Annotated in this window: 4 protein-coding genes; all 4 read left to right on the top strand. The window is 26.9% G+C overall.

The window, feature by feature from the left end; all coding sequences use genetic code 11:
- The coding region (tnpA, locus tag HMPREF9629_RS10725; protein WP_009526410.1) for an IS200/IS605 family transposase at positions 1 to 315 on the top strand (315 nt) is incomplete at its 5' end.
- Positions 316 to 1,045: 730 nt separating this feature from the next.
- Entirely contained in the window at positions 1,046 to 1,660 is a 615-nt protein-coding gene (locus HMPREF9629_RS10720; protein ID WP_242822053.1) for a ferric reductase-like transmembrane domain-containing protein, read from the top strand.
- Positions 1,661 to 1,704: 44 nt separating this feature from the next.
- On the top strand, positions 1,705 to 2,370 hold the full coding sequence (locus HMPREF9629_RS10715) for an FMN-binding protein (RefSeq protein ID WP_009526408.1): 666 nt from the start codon (positions 1,705 to 1,707) through the stop codon (positions 2,368 to 2,370).
- Positions 2,371 to 2,964: 594 nt separating this feature from the next.
- Positions 2,965 to 3,412: S-layer homology domain-containing protein (locus tag HMPREF9629_RS10710; protein WP_009526407.1), on the top strand; the 448-nt coding region annotated here is incomplete at its 3' end.

Below are 3,412 nucleotides of genomic sequence, written 5' to 3'. Positions count from 1 at the left end.
GAGATAATACAAGCGCAGGCATGTGTGGACCATATACACATGTTAGTGAGTATACCGCCAAGTTTAAGTGTATCACAATTTGTAGGATATTTAAAAGGAAAGAGCAGTCTTATGATATTTGATAGACATGCGAATTTAAAATATAAATATGGAAACAGACATTTTTGGTGCAGAGGATATTATGTAGATACAGTAGGAAGAAATAAAAAAGTAATAGAGAATTATATAAAGAAGCAATTGCAAGAAGATATAATAAATGATCAGATATCATTTAAAGAATACATTGACCCGTTTACGGGTAGCAAGAATAAATAGGCAAAATAAAAGCTGCTTTAGCAGCAGCCAGTAAAAAATATGCAATTGGCGGACTATTCGATACCTCTTGAGAGGTAGCTAGTAAAATGCCCTTTTAGGGCTTTGCAAACCACCAGTTCAACTGGTGGTTTTGATTTTTATGTTATGATGGTTTTGATTATAATTTCTTGCAAAAATATATAGAATTTTTCAAAAGTGTTTCAATACTGAACACTGATTAAAAGTATATTTTAAAAAGTTATACTTTTACAAACTGACAAAATATATAAAATTTAGGAATATTTATAATTTGTACAGGTATTAATTATTACAAATGATATTACAAAATGTGTCAAATAAATTTGGCATTCAGCGAATAATTTTACATAAAATTTATTTATAATAAAAGTACCTTATCAGTACTATAAAAACATATATATAGATAAAAAATATTAATTGCATATACAAAAAAAATATGATATAATCTCTCACATGATAAATAATGTCTTATAATTAAAAAATTATTTATAATAATTATTTATAATATGTGTAAAATAATTACGCATTTATTTATATTTTGTTGACAAATTATACTTTGCGAGTATAATATAGAAGTTGAGTTCATTTTGTAGGTACAAATGAGTAGAAATTTCTAATGATATTTAATTATTTATGAAAGGAGTGATACTATATAGAAATTTCAATATGTATAATTATAACGTTGCTTATTGCTGTTAATTTCAGCGATATTTTGAGAAAAAATAATAAGATTTTTTATGGAGTGGCTTATTTAATAACAATTGTAGATTTGGTTTATAGAAATTTTTCCATGGCTGTACCTCAAACAATGCCGAATATTTTACGCATTATAGAAAAACCGCTTTCTATGGGCGCTTTATCAGGTGCAATATTTGTTGTAGTAATGTACACAGGTGCACTGGATAATAGAAAAAATTACACTAAAAAACTTATGTCTGTAAGGGCTGAGTTATCAATATTAGGATGTATTTTTTTCTTGGCACATACAATACCGTATTGTATACAATTTTTCAAAACTATTGATAAAGTTGATATGTCATCAGCTTTTTCTATAATTTCAGTGCTTACAATATTAGCCATTATAATAATGCTTCCGCTATGGATAACATCATATAAGAACATAAGAAAGAAAATAAAGGTAAAGACTTGGAAAAATCTGCAAAAATCGGCATATGTTATGTATTTATTGATATATTTACACATAAGCGTATTATTTCTTTTATGGACGAAAAAATATGATAAATTTATATTATATACATTAATTTTTGGTATATATGCGGTGCTTAGAATAAGAAAATATATCATTCAAAATAAAAAGAAAAAATAATCAAATCAAATTTGTAATTTATCAGAGAGGAAAAAACAAGAATTATGAAGAGAAAAATATTGTCATTGGCCTTAACATCACTATTAGTACTTACAGGATGCTCAGGTAACGATAATCAACAAAAAGACAATGATGAGACAAAAACAAAAGTAGAACAATCAAAAGAAGAAACTGCTAAGAGCGAAGAAAAGAAAGAAGAAGAAAAAAAGTCTGAAGAAAACAAAGACGAAACTAAGAAAGAAGAAACACAAGATCCTAAAAAAGAAGAGACAAAAACAGAACAAGCTAAAACAGAAGAGTCAAAGAAAGAAGAACCAAAAGCAGAGCAACCTAAACAGGAAACAAAGACACAAACAGCAAGTCAGCCGAAACAGGAAACTCCAAAAGCTGAACCTAAGAAAGAAGAACCTAAAAAAGAAGCTGAAGCTCCAAAGACAAAATATAAAGATGGAACATATACGGCAACTGCAAAAGGATATGATAATAGAGATACAACTGTAAGTGTAACAATATCCGGTGATAAAATAACAGATGTATCCGTTGTAAGCACGGGAGATGACGAACCTTATATATCAATGGCTAAAGAAGGGCTCATAGGAGCAATAATTGCAAATCAAAGTGCAAGTGTAAGTGCGGTATCGGGTGCGACTTTCTCATCAAACGGAATAATAAATGCGGCTGCAAGTGCAATAGCTCAAGCACAAAATTAAAATTAATTTATATAATAAGACTAACTTTCCCTGTTAAAAATTGAATTCTTATTTATATAATTATCAAAATTATATTTTAAAAGTACTCAAAATTTTTTCCACAAATTGTGTTTTGTTTAAAGTATGGATTAAAAAAATCTATTAAAAATATGTTTTTAACAATAATAATATATAGTAAATTAACTTAAAAAATGTGCTTATTATTTTTAAGTGGACATTTATGAATTAATTTACTATATATTGGAAAGTTGAATTAATTTCAATATAAAAAAATAGATTTTTTAAAGAAATTGCAATAATACCTTACCGAAAAATATTAATTACTTATAGTATTTGATATTCCGGTTATTTAAATACCAAAATATGTTTGTTTCAAATTGAAAAATATTGTAAACCTATATAATCTGATTCAGAGATTAATAAACAATATTAATTATTTTTGTTCAATAATAAATTTGTTTTATAAGCTTGAAATATTATTAATTCTTAATTAAAAATATTTTTTAGATATCTTGTAGAATATATCATTTTATTAATATATTTTTTATCTAAGCAATAAAGCCCTAAATTAATTAAACAAGAAAGGAAAAGCAAATGAAGAGCAAAAAAATATCTGTTGCCATATCATTGATAATGATACTCACAAGCATAAACGTACCATTATCACAAGCACAAGGCGACATAGAAAACCACTGGGCAAAACAAACAATAACAAAATGGCAACAAGAAGGATTCCTAAAAGGAGATAAAAACGGGAACATAAACCCTGACAACAACATAACAAGAGCAGAATTCATAACATTGATAAACAAAGCATTAGGATACAACAAAACAGGAGACAAAATAAAAACATACAAAGACATAAAACAAACAGATTGGTACTACAGCCAAATAATGACAGCAATAGAACAAGGATATATAAACGGAACAAGCAAAGATACAATATCACCAGGCAGCAACATAACAAGACAAGAAGTAATGACAATAATAAACAAAATAGCAAACACAAAAAGCAAAAGCCAAATAGACAAAAATCAAATAA

It is taken from the genome of Peptoanaerobacter stomatis, assembly GCF_000238115.1.
GTDB lineage: Bacteria > Bacillota > Clostridia > Peptostreptococcales > Filifactoraceae > Peptoanaerobacter > Peptoanaerobacter stomatis.
This window is presented reverse-complemented; position numbering and strand designations above follow the sequence as displayed.

Bases quoted from the DNA above. Each gene is read 5' to 3' on its own strand.
- HMPREF9629_RS10715 (WP_009526408.1), top strand. From the start codon at position 1,705: ATGAAGAGAAAAATATTGTCATTGGCCTTAACATCACTATTAGTACTT.